Genomic DNA, 17,456 nt, shown 5'->3' with positions numbered 1-17,456 from the left:
GCGACCTCAATATCGGGTGGTGCTGCTGCCGCGGCCGCCGCCATGGGGGAGCCACGCCACCGCAGGCACGGAAAACCAAGCCGGCATGCCGCCCCTTGTGCGACGCCCGCGCGATCTCATAGCTGCTTGGGTCACCACCAGCTTCCGGGCGGCTTCCTCCGAATCCACGCTGGGCATGGACCCGGGCAGGTGCCTCCGTGCTGATTCGGGCAGGACCCAGATGGCCACGGCGGCAACCGCGGCAACGGCCATGAGGTAGTACGCAGGCATCATGTCATTGCCGGTCAGTTCATCACAGCACTGCGCTATTGCCCACGCGGCGTACCCTGAAACCATGGCAGCCGACGGCAATTCCGTGCGCACCCTGGCGGGACGCGTGAAGGCGGTCTACGAGAACCTTCCGCTGCCTCCGCCCGTTGTGGCCGCGATGGCCCTTGATCTCCTTCTTGCCCGGCTCCGGCCCATGCCGCTTCCCGGCCCCCGTTCCATTCACAGGATGGCGGGCGCGGGACTGGTGGTGGCCGGCGCCGGCCTGAATGTCTGGGCCCTGGCTGAACGTCGACGGCGATCGGCGGGTCCCTTTGAGCTGGAGCAGCCGGAGGACCTGGTGGACACCGGTCCTTATGCGATCACCCGCCATCCCATGTACGTGGGCTGGTGGCTCATGCAACTCGGTGCGGGCACCCTAGCCGGCTCCTCCTGGGTTCTCGCGCTGCTGCCGGCCGAGCTGCTAATGGAGCACCGGTTTGTCCTCAAGGAAGAGGCCGCGCTCGCGCGCCTGTTTCCGCAGTCGTACCCGGACTACGCGGAAAAGGTGCCACGCTACCTTGGGCTCCCCCGCACGTAAGGTTCCTGCGGCTGGAACTCAAGCGCCGCCGTCGTACGCCTCCACAAGGCCCATGCCTGTCGGCGAGCGCGAGAGCAGGCACTAGGTCCTGCACCGCGGGCAAGGAATTCACAGGTCAACGGCCTAACATGTCCACATGAAGGCTGCCCGTGACGCACGCTCTGCCGCCGTTGTGATCAACGCCGGATCACGCCGAGGGGCGGCACACAAACTTGCGGTGGACACGATGCACAGGGCAGGCGTGCCGATCTCCGCCGTGCACCACGTACTGTCAGGGGCAGACCTGGCCAGGACGCTTGATCGAGTGCTTGCGGACGGGCACGACCTGGTGGTTGTCGGTGGCGGCGACGGGACGGTGACCTCCGCCGCCGGCCGAGTTGCCGGCACCGACGTTATGCTCGGCGTTCTTCCACTGGGCACCGCCAATGACTTCGCCCGCACGCTGGAGATACCGAATAATCTGGCCGAGGCGTGCGCCACCATCGCAGAAGGAAAGGTGGTGGACATCGACCTCGGCCGAGCTAACGGTGAGCCATTCCTCAACGTCGCGTCCGTGGGCCTGTCGGTGGCTGTTACCGAAGCTCTCAGCCCCCGCCTGAAGCGGCATCTCGGGCCGTTGGCCTACGGCATTGCCACCCTGCGCTCATATGCCCGTCACAAGCCGTTCCGGGCCCGTCTCGAGTTCCCCGAGGGGGACCACGAGCCGATGGAACTCGAAAACCTGCTTCAGGTGGCCGTCGGCAATGGCCGGCATTACGGCGGCGGCAACACGGTCTCCCCGACGGCAGGGATCGACGATCACATTCTTGACATCTACGCGATCCTGGCGGCGCCGCTCCGGGAGCACGTGAAGATCGCACGGCTACTCAAGGATGGAAGCTTCATCGAACACGACCGGGTGTACCACCTGACCAGCCGGCGTGTCCGGCTGGTCACCGAGCAGCCGCTGCCGGTGAACCTCGACGGCGAGATCGCGACGACCACGCCGACCGACTTCACCGTCCAGCGCAACGCCGTCCACGTCGTGGTACCTCAGAGCAGCAACAGCGCGCTGTTCGACGGGCCGGGCGCCGCGAACTGGCCGTCCAGTTGAAAGCTTATTAGCCCGTCTGGTCGGGGGGCGTGAACTCGCAGGCCGCGGGCGGGCACTACTGCAGTTAACGCACGCCACTCCGGTTCGATGGGCTGCCCGCCGTCGATATACTCCAAACATGCCAATCACGCGCCTCGACCGAGGCATCCACGCCAAGCCGTCCGCCCTCGAGCAGTACGGGTGCGATCTGTGAGCGGCGGTCTCGTCGCCCTGCTGGACGACGTCGCAGCCCTGGCCCGCATAGCGGCCGCCTCGGTGGACGACGTCGCTGCCGGAGCGGCCAAAGCGGGGGCCAAGGCCGCCGGCGTGGTAATCGATGACGCCGCCGTCACCCCGCAGTACGTATCGGGGGCGGACCCGTCCCGCGAACTGCCGATGATCAAGCGGATCTTCTGGGGCTCGCTCCGCAACAAACTGTTGATCATCCTGCCGGCCCTGCTGCTCATCAGCGCCTTCGTCCCATGGGCCATCCCGTTCATCCTCATGGCGGGCGGCACGTACCTCTGCTACGAGGGTGCCGAGAAGGTCTGGCACAAGCTCCGCGGACACCACTCCGCGGACGAAGATGCGCCGGCAGTCGAACGGGGACCGGAGGCGGAGGCGAAGGTTACCAAGGGCGCCATCACCACCGACTTCATCTTGTCCTGCGAGATCATGGTCATCTCGATGAACGAGGTGGCCGACGAGTCCTTGTGGGTCCGGGCTCTCATTCTGGTCGTTGTTGCCCTCGTGATCACGGTGCTCGTGTACGGTGCCGTCGCACTCATCGTCAAGATGGACGACGTCGGCCTGCACCTGGCCGCTAAGGATTCCGCGGGCTCCCAGCGCTTCGGGGAGCTGCTCGTCAAGGGGATGCCCTCGGTGCTGGCCGCGATCACCCTTATTGGGACGGTCGCCATGCTTTGGGTTGGTGGCCACATCATGCTGCAGGGAGCATACGACCTCGGCTGGCATGCGCCCTATGACTTGGTCCATGTCCTCGAGGCCCCCTTCGTCGGGATCCCGGTGGTGGGCGGCTTCCTGGCCTGGCTCGTGAACACCCTGTGCTCGGCCATCCTCGGACTCGCCTGGGGCCTCCTCGTCATGGCTATCGTGCACCCGCTGCTAAAAGTGCTGCCGTTCGGCAAGAAGAAGGGCGAGCACGAGGAGGGCGACGTCCGCGCCGCAATCGCCGGCTATCGGCCGACAAAACGGAACGCCGATCCCGCCCCTTAGCTCGTACCCACCGGGGGAAGTCAAAGGCGGACGGTCACCGGTCTAAACGGTCCTTCGACTGGGACGGAACGCAGACCGCTATACGGCGAGCCATCCCAGCCGGGCGCTTTCGCAAAGACCCGTTCGAGAAAGCGCCCACACCTCGTGAGCGCGATGAAACGCGAGTGAGGGCGCCGACTATTCCCGCATCCCAGGATGCACTGGGACAAAATTGGCCTTTTTCCCAGAGTTGGTTCGGCCCGTCGGCGTCCTGGAGTATCCCCGCGCATCAAGGCCGTTCTTCGCGCGGAATTCCGCGAGAGCTGCATCGTAGGCGTCGTTGAGGGCTCCAGTCTGGCGCAGTTTGGGCGGCTTAGGTACCAGGCATAGCGGCACCGTTGGTTCGCGGAGGTCATGGCTCCCTGCGACATCGCGCTGGTCGGTGCGGACGTGAAAGCTGCCGAGCAGGCGGACTACCACAAATTCGCCGTACGGTGTCCGAGACCGCCCGGGAGATGGCCAAATGGACTAACACTGATACTTTGTGCGACACTTCACAGGTTTTGGTGTGGTGCGCGCCACTATGCCCACCCGACCGCGCGCAGCACCAACCGCATCACCCGCAATCTTCCATGGAGGGAACCCACACTTATGAGCGATGTCTTATCAGCCATCAATGGCGTGATCTGGAGCGACTGGCTCGTCTATCTCTGCCTCGCCACCGGCGTCTACTTCTCCATCCGTACGCGCTTCATGCAGGTCCGGCACGTCAAGGGAATGATCCAGCAGCTGCTCCGGGGCGAAAAGTCCGCCTCCGGCGTGTCCTCATTCCAGGCGCTGGCAATGTCGCTGGCCGGACGCGTCGGAACCGGCAACGTCGCCGGCGTCGCAACCGCTGTCGCTTTCGGCGGCCCCGGCGCCCTCTTCTGGATGTGGATGGTCGCCTTCCTGGGCGCCTCGACCTCATTCATCGAGTGCACACTGGGCCAGATGTACAAGACCCGTGATCCGCTGACCGGTGAGTACCGTGGCGGCCCCGCGTATTACCTCTCCCGCGCGCGTGCCCACACCAAGGGCGCCGGTTTCTTCAAGGTCTACGGCTACGTCTTTGCGGCCGTTACCGTGCTGGCCTGCGGCGTGCTGATGCCCGGTGTCCAGGCCAACTCGATGGCCACCGCGATCAACGGCGCCTGGACCATCCCGTCCTGGGTCGTCGCCGTCGGATCCGTGATCCTCCTGGCGTTCGTCATCATCGGCGGCGTGAAGCGCATCGCCAGCGTCGCCGGCTTCGTCGTGCCGTTCATGGCCGCCGCGTACATCGTCCTCGCCATGGTGGTTGTCTTCGTCAACGCTGCCCAGCTGCCGGCGATCCTCTCGATGGTCTTCCGCAGCGCGTTCGGCATGGACGCGGCCCTCGGCGCCGTCATCGGCCTGGCCGTGATGTGGGGCGTCAAGCGCGGCGTCTACTCGAACGAGGCCGGCCAGGGAACCGGCCCCCACTCGTCGGCTGCCGCCGAAGTCTCCCACCCGGCCAAGCAGGGCCTGGTGCAGGCCTTCGCGGTCTACATCGACACCCTGTTCGTCTGCACGGCCACCGGCTTCCTGATCCTCTCCACCGGCGCCTACCGCGTCTTCTCCGGCGGCACTGAAGACAGCGAGGTCCTCGTGGAGGGAGGCCTGCTCTCGGCCACGGCCACGGCCGGACCCCAGTTCGTGCAGACCGGTTTCGACTCGGTCTTCCCAGGCTTTGGCGCCGCGTTCATCGCGATCACGCTGATCTTCTTCTGCCTGACCACGGTCATCGCGTACTACTACATGGCGGAGACCAACCTGCGCTTCCTCGTGGGCAACTCCTCGAACAAGATGATTCCCGGTGTCGGGGCCAGCGTCGGCCGTGTCACCACGATGGCCCTGCAGGTCCTGATCCTCATCGCGGTCGCGTACGGCAGTGTGAACACGGCCGCCGATGCCTGGCTGATGGGCGACATCGGAGTCGGCATGATGGCCTGGCTGAACATCATCGGCATCCTGATCCTGCAGAAGCCTGCCCTGGCGGCCCTCAGGGACTTCGAAAGGCAGCAGAAGCTCGGCCTCGACCCGGTCTTCGACCCCCGGCCCCTCGGCATCACCGGAGCCACTTTCTGGGAGTCCTACAAGCCGGCCGAGCGCGAGAAGGAATCCGCCCGGATCTAGTGCGCAGTGCACCGTGCGCCGCGCCGTTCACGCGGCGCACGGTCACACCCGCCCCGGCTTCATCAATGCACGCTGATTCTGAAACTTAGCTCTCACTGTGATGATCCGGTAGGTATGTCTTCCTTACCCGAATCTTCGACGACGGCATCAGCCGCCGAAGAACGCAGCGCCCGCGTCGCCGTCACTCTTTTCCCGGTGCTTATCCTGGCCGGAGGCGCCGTAGCGCTTGCCGCCCCAACAGCCTTCACAGGGCTGGCCCCCTGGATCAACCCACTTTTGGGACTCATCATGTTCGGCATGGGGCTGACACTCACGCCCCCTGACTTCGCCGTCATTGCCAAACGGCCGGTTCCGGTGGTGATCGGCGTTGTGGCGCAGTATGCCGTCATGCCGTTACTGGGCTGGTTGATCGCGGCGGCGCTGGGGCTGCCGCCTGCGCTGGCCGCGGGCGTCATCCTGGTGGGCTGCTGCCCCGGCGGAACGGCGTCCAACGTGGTGTCTTACCTGGCCAGGGGCGACGTCGCCCTGTCCGTCGCGATGACGACCGTTTCAACGCTGATTGCTCCGCTGCTGACCCCGGTGCTGGCATTGTGGCTGGCCGGTCAGTATATGCCGGTGGACGCCGGTTCGATGGCGTGGTCCATCGTCCAGATTGTGCTGTTCCCTGTGCTGCTGGGACTCGTCCTCCGGCTCTTCTCGCCGCGCCTGGTCAACAGGGTGCTGCCCGCCCTTCCTTGGATCTCGGTACTCGCCATCACCACTGTGGTGGTTGCGGTGGTGGCTGGAAGCGCAAAGGCCATTTTCTCAGCAGGACTGCTGGTTCTCGTTGCGGTGATTCTGCATAACGGCCTGGGATACGCCCTCGGTTACACTGCGGCCCGTTTGTTCCGGCTACCGATTCCTTCCAAGCGCACCACTGCGGTTGAGGTCGGCATGCAGAATTCAGGCCTTGCAGCAGGGCTGGCACGGCAGTATCTGACTCCCGAAGCGGCCCTGCCCGGCGCGATTTTCTCGGTCTGGCACAACGTTTCCGGTGCGGTCCTGGCGGCCTACTGGCGCCGCCGCAGCACTCCTGCTTTGAGCGACGGCGAGTCGGTTCCAGCGGCTGTCACGGAATAAGCGCGAACACTCGTAACGCTTCGAGTTAACCTCCGCTCCAACTCGAGGCACCCACCACGCCACCTGCCCTCCCTAGCGTGGACGGGTCACCGGCGAACAGCCGGCCCCCGTTATCCCAGGAGGAACCACTCATGCGCCCAATCCTGACTGCCGCGGCAGCCGCCGCCCTCATCGCCGCCATGGCGAGCCCAGCCGTCGCCAGCACCCAGACCGAAGCCGGCACGCCGGCGTCGAACGCTGCCGGAACCGCAACCTCTGCCATCAAGACGAACGAGCGCAACGGCTCCTTCGACCTGCAGAGCCACCGCGGCGGCCGCGGCGAATGGACCGAGGAGTCCCTCGCCGCGTTTGCGAACTCCCTGGCACTGGGCGTGACCACCTTGGAGCTGGACACCCACCTGACCGAGGACGGCAAGGTCATCGTGTGGCACGACGACACCATCCAAGCCGCCAAGTGCGCGGACACCGCACCCTCCACCGCCGGCGACCCCGAGTTCCCGTACGTGGGCGACCGCGTGGCCGAGCTGTCCCTCGCGCAGATCAAGACGCTCAACTGCGGCGTCGTGCAGCTGCCCGGCTACCCTGAGCAGGACGTCATCGAGGGCAACCGGATCGCCGAGCTCAAGGACGTCGACCAGCTGGTCCGCGGCGCTGGCGCCGCGAAGGTCCGCTTCAACGTGGAGACCAAGGTGGAGAGCAGCGAGATCGGCGGCGCCGGCATGGAGTCCCTCACCCGCGCGGTGGTGGCGGAGATCCAGGCCTCGGGGATGGCGGACCGGACCACACTGCAGTCCTTCGACTGGTCCTCGCTGAACCTCACCAAGGAGATCGCGCCCAACCTTCCCCTGGTGGCACTCTCCAGCGGCGACGCCTGGATGGGCGTGGGCCAGCCCGGCGCCAGCCGCAACCTGGGCGGCATCGACATCGACGACTACGACGGTTCCCTTCCGAAGGCTGCAGCTGCCCAGGGGTACGACGTCGTCTCCCCCACGTTCCGCTCCGTCACCGCCGAGATGATCGCCGAAGCCCACCAACTGAGCCTGCCCGTCATCCCGTGGACCGTGAACACCACCGCGGACATGGCGCGCCTGATGGACCTGGGCGTGGACGGCATCATCACCGACTACCCCACCCGCCTGCGCACCCTCATGGAGGAACGCGGCCTGAAGCTGCCCAAGGCGTACGAGGTCAAGGGGTAAGATATTCCCCGCTTCGCTTCCTGCGTCACTTATAGACTGCTATGGCATGCGTCCCTCGATTCTTAGGAGAAGCTCATGAACTACAGCGGAAGCCAGTCCGAAAAGCCCGTAGCAGCCGGTGACCTTGACCGCAGCCATATCGGTCAGAGTGTGAGCTTTCAGGCGAATGACTTCACGGTTGTCTTCGGAACCATCGCCGGCATTGCCCGAACGGACGCACAAGTGTACCTGTCCCTCCAAGGAGTCGGCGGCGGCACCCACCTGAAGGACGAGTACGACCTGCCTGTCGGTCACAACGTTTACCTCCAGATGGACCCGTTGAGCAGCGCTGGAAAATCACTTTCCGAAGTGGAACGGGTCATCAAAGAGAAGTTCGACGAGATCAAGAACAACCTCCGGGACCGGGAACAGAAGTCTGATTCCGAGTAACTAGCCGCTTACAGACCAGGAACCCCGCAGACCACCGCTGCGGGGTTCCTGTTTGCTTTGCCCGAGCCGCAAACCCTAGACCCGGGAGGACGGGCAGACGGACAGACGGGCGCCACTGTGGACATCCCAGACAATTACAAAGAGTTCTTAGCAGCCAAGCGGTTTTTGTAAACCAGTGGACTTCCCTTACGCCGTCAACAACTCAGTAGCGTATCTGTTCAGGGGCACTCCGTGATTGGCAGCCTCAATCGCCAGCTTGCGGTGGAGCTCAGGGGGTACCCGAAGGTTGAGCCTGCCACTAAACGTTTGGGTCGAAATTGGTTGCGGCACCGCTTCGCCAGAATCCCTAAGTTCGTCGATGACATCGGACACCAGGCGTTCGACGCCGCGAAGTGCCTCGAACTGATCCTCGTCCAGCCACGACAGCGAAGGGAACTCAAGGACAGTGGCAACGAACTCCTGGTCCTCCGGTGACCACTGCACCGAGTATCGGTACTGCGCAACCGGGGACGGAACGGCTGCTGCTTTTCGAGTGGACATCTACTTCTCCTTGCTCCGATCGATTGCGGCTAAGGCTTGTTTGACCTGATACGGCTTAGCCTTACCGTTCTTGTCCTGCAGATTGATTCTGGGATCCCCCGCCCGGTGAGTTTCTAGCTTGCTGTTCGATCTTCTCGATGCTTGCCACAGAAACAATGGTGCCACTTTTGGCACCACTCCTCAAGCTCTGGGTGCCGACTGCTAGACAAGGATGCGCTGACGCCACGTCCTGACTATCCAGCTGGAACTTGAAGGTTAGGCGCGCGACCTGGTTGCAAGTGTCACGGAAGTTTCCACACACTTGAAGTGGCAGGGCATGGACAGAAGCCACTGCTTGAGCAGCTCAGTTGGAATGTGAAACGGAAGTCTTCGTAAAATGTAACTAGAGATCGAGGAACACTGGCCGGACGGCATCCCGAACTCCCAAAAAGAGAGAGGCTTTGCCCGCTTTAGCGGACATGGCCTCTTCGTCGTTAAACCACAACCAATTTGAAAGAGGACACGATGTGCAATCAGAACAATGAGCACCGGCTTCATGTCGACGGTAGCTTTGCCATGGAATTCATAGTTAGCGGTGAGGACGAACACGGCCTTCCGCTACTTGAGGTGAACTCCTATCCGCTCATAGCTCAAGGAATGATTGGCGATCGCTGGGCTGTTGCTGTTGACTCGCAGCATTTGGTCGCCAATATCACGGAGCCACTTGAAGACGCGGGCCTGACGCTAAGGGACATGGACTCCTTGCCGCTTCGAGGGGGCTGGGCCACTATTTCTAGCGGGCAGGCCTCGGGCTTTCGAGTCGAGGATTTGGAAAGCACGTTCGGGCCAAGGGCGGCTGTAATCATTCTCAAAGCTCTGGCCGACGCACTACTTTCGGAGGCTATTAACGCCGATTGGCAAGGCACTCCATACCGCTCGATGAACATACCCGAGGACAACCGATACGAAGAGATTCTTGCCATGCAGGAGCAGATGCAGAATCGCATCGAAGCCGAAGAAAACCTTCAGACTACGCGGGATGCCTTCGACCTCATGATGAAGCAAGAATTTACCTGCTAAGAAGCGCTCCACCCAAGGCCACTAGAACGTGGTCTTTTTTTGTGCCCAAAACCAGTCAGCGCCCACAGCGTCAAAACGAAGAAACGAGAAGCAGATGAACTACCACTTTCCCCACCACCGCGAAACAGTCCAGCACTTTGCCTTTGACGGCGTGAGGCGCGCCAAGCCCAAGGAAGCCATCGCCATGTCTGGCACTCAACTTGCAGGCGAGCCACTTGAGCTAGCTTCCATGCGGCTCTCACTGATCAGCGTCTTTCTAAGCACCTTAGGATTCGGACCCAAGAAGGCAACTATAGACATGTGACCATTTAGTCACCTATCCTTGAACCGTGGACGCCGTATTCAAGGCCCTCGCCGACCCCACCCGCCGGGACCTGCTCGATGAGCTCTTCCGGGAGGACGGGCAGACCCTCCACGCGCTGGAGGCGCACTTCAACATGACCCGCTACGGGGTCATGAAGCACCTCAAGCTACTGGAGGAAGCCGGGCTGGTGGTCACCCGCCGCCGGGGCCGGGAGAAACTGCACTTCCTGAATCCGGTGCCCATCCGGCTGGTCCATGACCGCTGGGTCAGCAAGTATGCACAACCATGGGCCGCTGCCCTCAGCGACCTCAAAACCAGATTGGAAAGTCCCATGGAAAAGATCTTCGAAATCTACATCAAAACCACCCCGGAGCGGCTCTGGGAAGCCATCACCACCAGCGAGATCCGCAGCAAATACCAGTTCGGCAACACGCACACCGCGGACTGGACGCCGGGCGGCCACTACGAGATGCACAACCCCAAGGCCAACGGAATGGTCCTGGGCGAAGGCGAAAACATCGAAGTCGATCCCCCACGCAAACTCGTCCAGACCATGCGCGCCCTCTGGGGCGAAGACGTCAAGGAAGAGGGCACCTCCCGCGTCACCTGGGAGATCGAACCGGTGGGCGATTCCTGCCACCTCACCGTCACCCACGACCAGCTCCGCGAAGGCGCCAACGACCAGCTCTACGGCGGCTGGCCGATGATTCTCTCGGGCCTCAAGACCTGGCTGGAAACCGGCGAAAAGCTCACCACCCCGGGCTCACTCATGTACACATAAACGCGACCGCCGGCGCCCAACCGGCGCGCCGCCGTCGTAATTCCCGACGGCGGCCGCTGGCCAGGTGACCCGTCGGCTACGCCCTATTGCCCCGGAGCCCGGTATGACGGCGTCAACTTGGACGCCGCATCGACATCTTCCGGCGTCATGAGCGGCTTCAGCCGCACGGTCACGGTACCCGTCGAATTGATCATCAGTGAAAGGGCTGCAGCGCCCGCCTGGTCGGGCACATCAAAGACGCCCAGGACGTCGGTTTCCCCGAACGCGTAGTAGAAACACTCGAGGGATCCCCCCACCGATTTGAGGGCGTCCACCAGCGCGTCACGCCGCTTGGTGCCGCCTTCACGCATGAGCCCCTTGATTCCCTCGCCCACGTAATTCGCTTCAAACAGATACTTGGTCATGGTCTTTCCTGTCCCGTGATGTCCAGGACGCGGGCAGCCCAGCGCGTGCCTGGCACCCAATGAGGGAGGATCCTGGACGGTCCCCGAGTGGGGCCGTGGCCACAGCATAGGCTCGCTGCCGAGCACTGACAACGGGTGCTGCAAACTGGCGCGTTGGTGGCCTGCATACGCTCCCTGACTACTGGGGAACAAGCCGCCACAGGGACGTGACCTCGGCCGCGCGCGCCTCGAACAGAGGATCGTCGCGGTCCGATGCCTTCGGATGCGTTGGCTTGGTGTCGAGCCGTTCCATCACCTTCAGCCCAGCCGCCTTGATGGCGGTCAGCAGATCGTCACGCGACCGCAGGCCAAGGTGCTCGGCCAGGTCGGAGAGGACAAGCCAGCCCTCACCGCCCGGCTCCAGATGGTCGGAGAGTTCGTTCAGGAAGCGGAACAGCATCCTGCTCCCGGGGTCGTAGACGGCGCTGTCCAGAGTGGAATGCGGCGTGGCCGGAATCCAGGGCGGGTTGCACACAATGAGCGGTGCCCGTCCGGGCGGGAACATGTCGGTCAGGACGGCCTCAGCACGGTCCTGGACACCGAGGTTCCGGAAATTCTCACCGGCGCAGGCGATTGCACGCGGTTCATTGTCCGTCGCTACCACGCGGTGGACGCCACGGCGGGCGAGGACGGCAGCGAGCACCCCGGTGCCGGTTCCGACGTCGAACGCCAGCGTGTCAGAGGGCAACGCAGCGGCGGCCACGAGATCCACATACTCACTCCGGGTGGGGAAGAACGTGCCATAGTGCGGGTGGATGCGGCCCTGCAGGGCATCGACGTAGACGCCATTCCGTCGCCACTCGTGGGCGCCAATCGCCCCGACAAGCTCATGCAGGGACACAACAGAAGATTCGCCGATATCACCGTACGCTTCAGCGGCGGCCTCCCGGATATCCGGTGCACGGCGCAGCGGCACCACCGGGCCCGGATCAAGAGGAATCAGCAGCAGGCCGAGAATGCGTGCACGATGCGAGCGGGACTGGCGATACCGATAGAACTCATCGGCCGGAGTTCCTGCGATCTTTTTCTTTCCGGCGCCTACCCGCCGGTCCATGGCGTTGAGGATCTGCCGCCCGTTGTGAAAGTCACCGTGCCAGAGCATCGCGATCCCCTGTGACGCCATCCGGTTCGCATCATCGGCCGTGAGAGAGTCGGAGACCACTTCGACGCGCGTCGGCGCCGGTCTGCCGTTCGCGGAACGCCATCGCGCGGTCATGCTGGTACCAGCCTCGGCCCAGGTCACGAGGGCGGGCTCATCCACCGCAGCTGTGCGCGAGGGTTTGAGGACCGAGGTTGGGATTCCCACGGGAGCTGGCGTGTCGGTACTGATAAAAGATCCATTCCAAGAGTCCGGGGGCCGATCGGAGACTGACGATTGCGGCGGCGATTCCACGACGTCCAGGGCTACGGCCCAAGATTTCAGACCGTCATCCGGCCGCGAACCGAGCTTGGTCGATGGCCGCTGGCGCCCTTCAACCTACATTGTCAGGATACAGGGGTGCCATGGTCGCCAGGCGCCCGTCGGCACCCAAGCCGGGCGCCGTCGTCGTACTCCCCTGCACCCGTCCTCGATGCATTGATTTCCACCTGGCCAGGCCATACCGTGAAGGGATGGTCGGCCGAAGTGCAGGTGCGGGCATGCGAACTATTTCCTGGTCAGCGCGCTGTCTCCTGTTGTGCTTCCTGGCCGTGGGGATCCTCGGCGGCGCCACCTCTCCTCCACCGGACCCGGCTGTCTCACCGCCCACAGAACCCGCGAATCCTGGTCAGGCCTACGAGGCGTTGGACTCCTTCCTGCAGGAGCAGATCGAGGCCCTCGGGATTCCGGGCGCCGCCATCGCCGTCGTCCGGGACGGCGCCCAGGTGCACTCCGCCGCTTTTGGACGCGCCGACGACTCCGGGCGGCCGATGACCACCCAGACGCCGGTGCTGCTGGCCTCCACCAGCAAGTCCCTCACGGCCATCGCCGTGATGCAGCAGGTGGAGGCGGGCCGGCTGCGGCTGGATGAGCCGGTACAGACTTACCTGCCCTGGTTCACGCTGGACGACAGCCGCTCGCAAGCCATCACGGTCCGCCATCTGCTCCACCAGGCCAGCGGCATGGCATCCAAGGACACCGCCTTCGAGGCCTCCGAGGCAAAAGGCCCGGAGGCCATCGAAGACGGGGTCCGCGCACTGTCAGGTGCCCCGTTGGCCGGCGAACCGGGCGAGGCCTTCCACTACGCCAGCGCCAACTTCAACATCCTGGGCCTCCTGGTGCAGACGGTCTCCGGCCAGCCCTTCGGCGACTACCTGAAGCAGCACGTCTTCAGACCGCTGGAGATGACGCACAGCCATCCCACGCAGGCTGCCGCACGCGCGGACAACGCGGCCGCCGGCTACTCCCTGTGGTTCGGCTCGTCCTGGCGCCAGACCGACGTGCCCGCACCCACCACCGGAATGCCGTCGTCCACCCTGTACGCGTCGGCCGAGGACCTGGGCCATCAGCTGACCGCGCTGCTCGACGGCGGACAGTACGGCGATACCCGGATCCTCCAGCCTGGGAGCGTGGCGGCGATGTTCGAGCCCCGCGTGCAGGTGGACGGTTCCAAGGGGTACGCCATGGGGTGGTTCACCCGGCCGCTCGTGGAGTCCGCCGATCCCGCAGCAGCTCCTGTCCCGGAGGGGTCGTTGCCCCTGCTCCTGGAGCATCAGGGCGAATGGGGCAACAGCCACACCTACCTGGCCATGGTTCCCGAATCCGGACTCGGCGTCGCCCTGGTCATCAACGGCAATGACACCGCTGCCCCGTCGCGGCTGAAGGCCATCGACACCAACATCCTGCGGATCCTCCACGGGCAGTCCCCGGTGCCCGCCGTGGTGCACGAGGACTGGCTGCAGCGCTACAGTTGGGCGGTCTCGTTGGCACTTCTGCTGGCGGAGCTGTTGAGCCTGTGGCTGGCGCTGCGGTTTCTGCTCAGGCGGCGTGCAACGTCCCCGAAGCGCTGGGTTCCCCTGGTCTGGGGCGCCGCGGCTCTCGCCCTCGACGGGTTCGCGCTGTGGCTGTGCCTCGTCTACGCCCCGGCCCGGTTCGACACCAACCTGTTTGTGATAATCCGCCAGTTTCCCGACGTCGGCATCTCGCTGGCGCCAGTGCTCGCGCTGGCCATCCTCTGGCCGATCCCGCGGACGGTCTGGCTGCTCCTTAGGACGAGGGCATGATGCACCGTCCGATCACCCGACGAGTCGCCGATGGGTTGTCCCAGGTCGCGGAGAGCGTGCACAATGTCGTCAAGTACAGGATCGAATCCCGCTCCGCACCTAGAGCGGGAACCCCAACCGGAACCACTCTGAAGGAGCTCTTCATGGGCAAGCTCACCGTCACCGCGTTTACTACCCTGGACAACGTCGCCGAGGAGCCCCATCTCTGGTCGGGCCCGTTCTTCAGCGACGCCACCGGCGCGTTCAACGACGAAGTGCTGGCCGAGGCGGACTCGATGCTGCTCGGCCGGGTCACCTACGACGGCTTCGCCGCCGCCTGGCCGTCGCGATCGGGGGACTTCACCTCCGACAAGTTTAATGCCATGCCCAAGTACGTCGTGTCGACCACCCTGGAACACGCCGACTGGAACAACACCACGATTATCGCCGATGACATACCCGGCCGGATCCGCGCCCTTCGCGAGCGGGAGAACGTAATCGTTTGGGGCAGCCCGACGCTCGTCAAGACGCTCATCGCGGAGAATCTCGTCGACGAGTACGCTCTGCTGGTCTCGCCTATCGTGCTCGGCCAGGGCAAGAAAATGCTGCCGGAGGACGGAACCCAGCGCACGCTGCGGGTCGTCGAACCGCGGCTCCTCGACGGCGGGATGCTGGCACTACGGATGGCACCGGCAACGACCTGAGGAGTGAGTCTAAGCATGACGAACAGATCGAGCAGACCCGGGATCAGATATTCGCTACCGTGCGTTCCGCGATCTCCCGCATACGTTCAACACCAGGGTGCCACGGCCGCGTCGAGGGGCCAGCAAAAACGAGAGTGCGCTCAAGCCGCAGCTCGAGGGCGATGCGCTTCACCGCGGCAAGCGGGTGGTCAGCCCGGATAACGGCACGGAAGTCGTCACGGGCCAGGACGACTGCTCGATCGGGAATCGGGTCCGGATCAACTAGCACGGCAGCGTCGACTGCCCCGGTTGCGAGCCAGACGTCGAGTTCATTGTCGCCGCCCTCGAAGAGGCGGGTGTCCAGACCAGGCAATTCCGCCCGCCATTGGCGCAGCAGTTCGGGGACGAGCCGATGGGACACGGTTACCCCGGCCGCGAGGCGAACAGGTCCCGTCGCGGCGCGACCGTGGTGCAAATCCACGGTTGCTTCAAGGGAGCGAACGCTGGCGAGGACACTGCGGGCATGCGTGAGAACCGTATCACCCAGAGGCGTTGCTGCGATCTCAGGGGAGCGCTGTACCAGGGGCGCACCCGTGGACTGCTCGAACGCTGCGAGTGCATGCGAAACAGCCGATTGGCTCATCCGCAGGTGATCCGCAGCGGCACCAAAGCCGCCCTGCTCCAGTACGGCAACGAGGACCTCCAACTGACGTGATGTTACTGAGGCGCGGGTCCGGGCTTGTGAACTGCTCGCCGAGCAGCGACCGGAGGGGCTTGTAAAGGTACCCACCCTCAGGGTGCTTTATGCGCCACCCCCGCGCATCACCCTCGATCAGTTCACCACCATCGCCCTCCGTCCGAGCTTGCAGCAGCTTCGTCCAACCGAGGTTCATATGTACGATGAACGCCTCAAGCTGCCGCTCGTTACCGGACCGGTTGTAAAGGTCGACGGCCAGTCGGACCTCCCCTTTGGAAGCCTGCAACGTGTGCCACTACTTCGGACGAGAAGCCATGAGCTCACCCTACGTTGTTCTTGCGGGGTACACGGGGGTCGGGGACCAATGCGCGGGAAAGTAGCGCTAAGGCCGCTTGGGAGGTTGACCGCAGTTCAGCCACTGAAGTCGAGTACGAGCCTTCCGCGCACGCCGCCTGCTTCTGGCCGCTCATGCGCCGCACGGATCGCGCGGTCAGAGGGCAGCTCCATAGACATGGCCTGGGCGATGGTGTGCTGTTTGACGTTGCGTGATCCGGCCGCCGTTGGTAGCAGGTCCTGGGACCCCTCCCGGTTGCGCCAGGTTTCTCACGTGACGAGGCTGACGGCGGGCGATCCTGCAGTAAATGACTTGGCGTGGGCCGAGATGAGTTGACAGATTATCTGGGTGCTGTCAACAGCTATGCTCCAGATTTCGTAGGCGGCGCGGGCTACTTTAGTTTTCTTGACGCTGACGACCAGTCCCGCGTCGAGGATAACTACGGGGGCAACTACGCCCGGTTGGCCAAGATGAAGCCGCCACTTGTGTCAGACTGAGCGGTTGCCTCGGCGGCGCGATCCTTAGCTGCCGGGGGCTTCCTGGCTGCGTTCCTGGCGTCCATGCCAAGGCGCCATGCTGCAGTGTCCGGGGTGCCGCTTACGGGATGGACGTAATAGCCTTCCTCCCCGGTGATGGACTGCGTTCCACGGGTCGCGTGGATGAGGTACTGCCGCTGATTGTGGGCCGTGTATTTCACTTCAATTTCCAGCGCCAGATCCCAAATATGCCCGGTGCTGCGCAGTTCCCTTTTCGTCTCCGCAAGGAAAATCAGGGCGCGTGCCTCTTCGAGCTGCTGGGCGGTCGGTTCGGTGTAGCGGGTCATTTGCTTGGCCTTCCTGCTGTGCCTGGCTGCGGGGCTGTTCCTGGTTGTCCGTCGGTGCGCGTTGGCGGTGTTACCGGCTGGCCCGCCGGGTTGTCGGACTTTGGCGCTGACGGGGGTGCGACTGTCAGGTGAGAACAGCGGCTTTTGATAGTTCGAATGGCGTTTTCGAGGAAGCCAACGACGAGAGGTTGGGCAGCCAGCTTCCATGACATCGCCGGTGACTTCGTCGTCATTGAGTTCCCGGTCTTCTACCGGTGCTGGTCTCCGTCGTGAAACGGATGTTGATGATGGATGCGAAGGATAAGACCGTGATCGCCGCTGGCGTGCGGAGCCCGCTCCGAAGGACAGCCTGATCATGGATGGGTGGAGGTCACCCACTTTCAAACTGTCCTTCGGCGGCAGCGAGGTTGCCTGCCTTTAGCCCTGGCGGGAATAGGATTCCCACTTGTGGGCCTGGTGTTCGCCGTCGACGAAGCGGACGGTGCCTGATTTGGACCGCATCACGATCGACTGGGTCAGCACCTTGTCCTTGGCGTAG

Annotated in this window: 18 protein-coding genes and 2 pseudogenes; 12 read left to right on the top strand and 8 right to left on the bottom strand. The window is 63.9% G+C overall.

Annotated features, from left to right (window positions below; all coding sequences use genetic code 11):
- Positions 1-6 precede the first annotated feature (6 nt).
- Positions 7-336, bottom strand: coding sequence for a hypothetical protein (locus tag ACZYZ4_RS13860; RefSeq protein WP_463861769.1), 330 nt, complete (start codon positions 334-336; stop codon positions 7-9).
- Between ACZYZ4_RS13860 and ACZYZ4_RS13855 the strand changes: the two genes are divergently transcribed.
- From ACZYZ4_RS13855 to ACZYZ4_RS13825, 7 genes are all read left to right on the top strand, one after another.
- A complete protein-coding gene (locus ACZYZ4_RS13855) occupies positions 335-847 on the top strand; it encodes a methyltransferase family protein (RefSeq protein ID WP_463861767.1) in 513 nt (170 codons plus the stop codon). The genes ACZYZ4_RS13860 and ACZYZ4_RS13855 overlap by 2 nt on opposite strands.
- A gap of 136 nt (positions 848-983) precedes the next feature.
- A complete protein-coding gene (locus ACZYZ4_RS13850) occupies positions 984-1,940 on the top strand; it encodes a lipid kinase (RefSeq protein WP_463861765.1) in 957 nt (318 codons plus the stop codon).
- Positions 1,941-2,129: 189 nt separating this feature from the next.
- On the top strand, positions 2,130-3,155 hold the full coding sequence (locus tag ACZYZ4_RS13845) for a DUF808 domain-containing protein (RefSeq protein WP_463861763.1): 1,026 nt from the start codon (positions 2,130-2,132) through the stop codon (positions 3,153-3,155).
- Positions 3,156-3,785: 630 nt separating this feature from the next.
- Entirely contained in the window at positions 3,786-5,327 is a 1,542-nt protein-coding gene (locus tag ACZYZ4_RS13840) for an alanine/glycine:cation symporter family protein (protein WP_463861762.1), read from the top strand.
- A 114-nt stretch (positions 5,328-5,441) separates the two neighbouring features.
- Positions 5,442-6,446 carry a bile acid:sodium symporter family protein gene (locus ACZYZ4_RS13835; protein ID WP_463861760.1) on the top strand — a complete coding sequence of 335 codons (1,005 nt, stop codon included), beginning with the start codon at positions 5,442-5,444 and terminating at the stop codon, positions 6,444-6,446.
- A 131-nt stretch (positions 6,447-6,577) separates the two neighbouring features.
- The gene (locus tag ACZYZ4_RS13830) at positions 6,578-7,645 is read left to right on the top strand and encodes a glycerophosphodiester phosphodiesterase family protein (protein WP_463861759.1); all 1,068 of its coding nucleotides are present in this window, start codon (positions 6,578-6,580) and stop codon (positions 7,643-7,645) included.
- A gap of 75 nt (positions 7,646-7,720) precedes the next feature.
- The gene (locus tag ACZYZ4_RS13825) at positions 7,721-8,074 is read left to right on the top strand and encodes a hypothetical protein (RefSeq protein ID WP_463861757.1); all 354 of its coding nucleotides are present in this window, start codon (positions 7,721-7,723) and stop codon (positions 8,072-8,074) included.
- 186 nt (positions 8,075-8,260) lie between these two features.
- On the opposite strand, the gene ACZYZ4_RS13820 is transcribed toward ACZYZ4_RS13825, so the two are convergent.
- Positions 8,261-8,614: a type II toxin-antitoxin system HicB family antitoxin gene (locus ACZYZ4_RS13820; protein WP_463861755.1), complete on the bottom strand. Its 354-nt coding sequence runs from the start codon at positions 8,612-8,614 to the stop codon at positions 8,261-8,263.
- A 504-nt stretch (positions 8,615-9,118) separates the two neighbouring features.
- Between ACZYZ4_RS13820 and ACZYZ4_RS13815 the strand changes: the two genes are divergently transcribed.
- The 3 genes from ACZYZ4_RS13815 to ACZYZ4_RS13805 all read left to right on the top strand — a co-directional run bounded on the left by ACZYZ4_RS13815 (position 9,119) and on the right by ACZYZ4_RS13805 (position 10,758).
- On the top strand, positions 9,119-9,673 hold the full coding sequence (locus ACZYZ4_RS13815) for a hypothetical protein (RefSeq protein ID WP_463861753.1): 555 nt from the start codon (positions 9,119-9,121) through the stop codon (positions 9,671-9,673).
- Positions 9,674-9,767: 94 nt separating this feature from the next.
- On the top strand, positions 9,768-9,977 hold the full coding sequence (locus ACZYZ4_RS13810) for a hypothetical protein (protein WP_463861751.1): 210 nt from the start codon (positions 9,768-9,770) through the stop codon (positions 9,975-9,977).
- A 25-nt stretch (positions 9,978-10,002) separates the two neighbouring features.
- Positions 10,003-10,758, top strand: a complete 756-nt coding sequence (locus tag ACZYZ4_RS13805; RefSeq protein ID WP_463861750.1) for an ArsR/SmtB family transcription factor — start codon at positions 10,003-10,005, stop codon at positions 10,756-10,758.
- Between the two features lie 83 nt (positions 10,759-10,841).
- Here the strand turns inward: ACZYZ4_RS13805 and ACZYZ4_RS13800 are convergent, their stop codons facing one another.
- Both ACZYZ4_RS13800 and ACZYZ4_RS13795 read right to left on the bottom strand, forming a co-directional pair.
- A complete protein-coding gene (locus ACZYZ4_RS13800) occupies positions 10,842-11,162 on the bottom strand; it encodes a GYD domain-containing protein (protein WP_463861748.1) in 321 nt (106 codons plus the stop codon).
- A gap of 178 nt (positions 11,163-11,340) precedes the next feature.
- Positions 11,341-12,507, bottom strand: a complete 1,167-nt coding sequence (locus ACZYZ4_RS13795) for a methyltransferase (protein ID WP_463861746.1) — start codon at positions 12,505-12,507, stop codon at positions 11,341-11,343.
- A gap of 332 nt (positions 12,508-12,839) precedes the next feature.
- Between ACZYZ4_RS13795 and ACZYZ4_RS13790 the strand changes: the two genes are divergently transcribed.
- Positions 12,840-14,402 carry a serine hydrolase domain-containing protein gene (locus tag ACZYZ4_RS13790; RefSeq protein WP_463861744.1) on the top strand — a complete coding sequence of 521 codons (1,563 nt, stop codon included), beginning with the start codon at positions 12,840-12,842 and terminating at the stop codon, positions 14,400-14,402.
- A gap of 143 nt (positions 14,403-14,545) precedes the next feature.
- Positions 14,546-15,085 carry a dihydrofolate reductase family protein gene (locus tag ACZYZ4_RS13785; RefSeq protein WP_463861742.1) on the top strand — a complete coding sequence of 180 codons (540 nt, stop codon included), beginning with the start codon at positions 14,546-14,548 and terminating at the stop codon, positions 15,083-15,085.
- A 43-nt stretch (positions 15,086-15,128) separates the two neighbouring features.
- Here the strand turns inward: ACZYZ4_RS13785 and ACZYZ4_RS13780 are convergent, their stop codons facing one another.
- The 4 genes and pseudogenes from ACZYZ4_RS13780 to ACZYZ4_RS13765 form a co-directional block, all read right to left on the bottom strand.
- Positions 15,129-15,770 (bottom strand): LysR family transcriptional regulator, encoded by a 642-nt coding sequence (locus ACZYZ4_RS13780; protein ID WP_463861740.1) that lies wholly within the window; start codon positions 15,768-15,770, stop codon positions 15,129-15,131.
- 13 nt (positions 15,771-15,783) lie between these two features.
- Positions 15,784-16,047 (bottom strand): annotated as a pseudogene (locus ACZYZ4_RS13775) (DUF3644 domain-containing protein); the annotation flags it as partial.
- A 499-nt stretch (positions 16,048-16,546) separates the two neighbouring features.
- Positions 16,547-16,918: a hypothetical protein gene (locus tag ACZYZ4_RS13770; RefSeq protein WP_463861738.1), complete on the bottom strand. Its 372-nt coding sequence runs from the start codon at positions 16,916-16,918 to the stop codon at positions 16,547-16,549.
- Between the two features lie 417 nt (positions 16,919-17,335).
- Positions 17,336-17,456: pseudogene (locus ACZYZ4_RS13765) on the bottom strand (fructose-bisphosphatase class II); the annotation flags it as partial.

The sequence above is a fragment of the Pseudarthrobacter adonitolis genome (assembly GCF_055412845.1).
Note: the sequence above shows the minus strand (reverse complement) of the source record. Positions and strands in the feature narration are given on the sequence as shown.

What these genes read in the sequence shown, in the direction of transcription:
- ACZYZ4_RS13855 (WP_463861767.1), top strand. Translation starts at nt 335, where the DNA reads ATGGCAGCCGACGGCAATTCCGTGCGCACCCTGGCGGGACGCGTGAAG.
- ACZYZ4_RS13860 (WP_463861769.1), bottom strand. Translation starts at nt 336, where the DNA reads ATGGTTTCAGGGTACGCCGCGTGGGCAATAGCGCAGTGCTGTGATGAA.
- ACZYZ4_RS13850 (WP_463861765.1), top strand. Translation starts at nt 984, where the DNA reads ATGAAGGCTGCCCGTGACGCACGCTCTGCCGCCGTTGTGATCAACGCC.
- ACZYZ4_RS13840 (WP_463861762.1), top strand. Translation starts at nt 3,786, where the DNA reads ATGAGCGATGTCTTATCAGCCATCAATGGCGTGATCTGGAGCGACTGG.
- ACZYZ4_RS13835 (WP_463861760.1), top strand. Translation starts at nt 5,442, where the DNA reads ATGTCTTCCTTACCCGAATCTTCGACGACGGCATCAGCCGCCGAAGAA.
- ACZYZ4_RS13830 (WP_463861759.1), top strand. Translation starts at nt 6,578, where the DNA reads ATGCGCCCAATCCTGACTGCCGCGGCAGCCGCCGCCCTCATCGCCGCC.
- ACZYZ4_RS13825 (WP_463861757.1), top strand. Translation starts at nt 7,721, where the DNA reads ATGAACTACAGCGGAAGCCAGTCCGAAAAGCCCGTAGCAGCCGGTGAC.
- ACZYZ4_RS13820 (WP_463861755.1), bottom strand. Translation starts at nt 8,614, where the DNA reads ATGTCCACTCGAAAAGCAGCAGCCGTTCCGTCCCCGGTTGCGCAGTAC.
- ACZYZ4_RS13815 (WP_463861753.1), top strand. Translation starts at nt 9,119, where the DNA reads ATGTGCAATCAGAACAATGAGCACCGGCTTCATGTCGACGGTAGCTTT.
- ACZYZ4_RS13810 (WP_463861751.1), top strand. Translation starts at nt 9,768, where the DNA reads ATGAACTACCACTTTCCCCACCACCGCGAAACAGTCCAGCACTTTGCC.
- ACZYZ4_RS13800 (WP_463861748.1), bottom strand. Translation starts at nt 11,162, where the DNA reads ATGACCAAGTATCTGTTTGAAGCGAATTACGTGGGCGAGGGAATCAAG.
- ACZYZ4_RS13790 (WP_463861744.1), top strand. Translation starts at nt 12,840, where the DNA reads ATGCGAACTATTTCCTGGTCAGCGCGCTGTCTCCTGTTGTGCTTCCTG.
- ACZYZ4_RS13785 (WP_463861742.1), top strand. Translation starts at nt 14,546, where the DNA reads ATGGGCAAGCTCACCGTCACCGCGTTTACTACCCTGGACAACGTCGCC.
- ACZYZ4_RS13770 (WP_463861738.1), bottom strand. Translation starts at nt 16,918, where the DNA reads ATGACCCGCTACACCGAACCGACCGCCCAGCAGCTCGAAGAGGCACGC.